1 protein-coding gene is annotated in these 736 nt (G+C 55.6%); it reads right to left on the reverse strand.

The window, feature by feature from the left end; genetic code table 11:
• The coding region (locus tag EOC93_RS33615) for a hypothetical protein (protein ID WP_127206763.1) at window positions 1–520 on the reverse strand (520 nt) is incomplete at its 3' end.
• Window positions 521–736: the final 216 nt, after the last annotated feature.

Below are 736 nucleotides of genomic sequence, written 5' to 3' on the forward strand. Positions count from 1 at the left end.
TGAGGCACTTGTGGCCCATTGCCATTGCCTTGTAAGTCCCCTTCAGATCGACGACAAAGGCCCCCTTGGTTTCCGGAAACACGGTCATTTTATATTTCTTCGCTACGTCGCGCTTGAACTTCGGGTCGTCTGTCAAGATGTAGCCGCCAGAGTATCCGCCCTTGAGTTCGCCGCTCGTGCTAGTGGCCACACCACGATAGAGATGGCCGTCAATGGAGACGAAGATGTCCGACTTGGTCCCGTTCTGAAGGCCGATATCCTCTTTGGTGAACACGCCAAGATAGCCGACCTCCCGATTTGCGGTAACGCCCATTTGCACCGAACTTGGGCCATCTGAGTGCACGATCAAGCAATCACCGCGGGTTTGATTGGCATAGACGGTCCAGCCCTCGACGTCGTCCCCGTATCGGACAAGCACATCGCTGGCCTTTGGAAGGGGGCTTTGATCTTGTGCGTAGGCTGCCATCGCAGTCGAAAGTGCTACTGACGTTGCCGCGATGCGTGTCATGTATTTTCGCATTGCTATTCCCCTTGTGTGCAGGCTGAATTGTTCTTTGGCTACGGGCACCATTTGCTCCAGAGGCTGCTGTCCTCTTGCGGGGCGATGGGATATGACGGCTATGAGTGACCTTGGCCGATCGGCTCACGTCAGGGAACGTAACTAACTGTAACCTACGGGCTAGTATTGGCCCAGCGCACGCGGACCATTCAGTCCGCGACGCCATCGATAAATGGC

This window comes from Mesorhizobium sp. M6A.T.Ce.TU.002.03.1.1 (genome assembly GCF_003997275.1).
Taxonomy (GTDB): Bacteria; Pseudomonadota; Alphaproteobacteria; order Rhizobiales; family Rhizobiaceae; genus Mesorhizobium; species Mesorhizobium mediterraneum.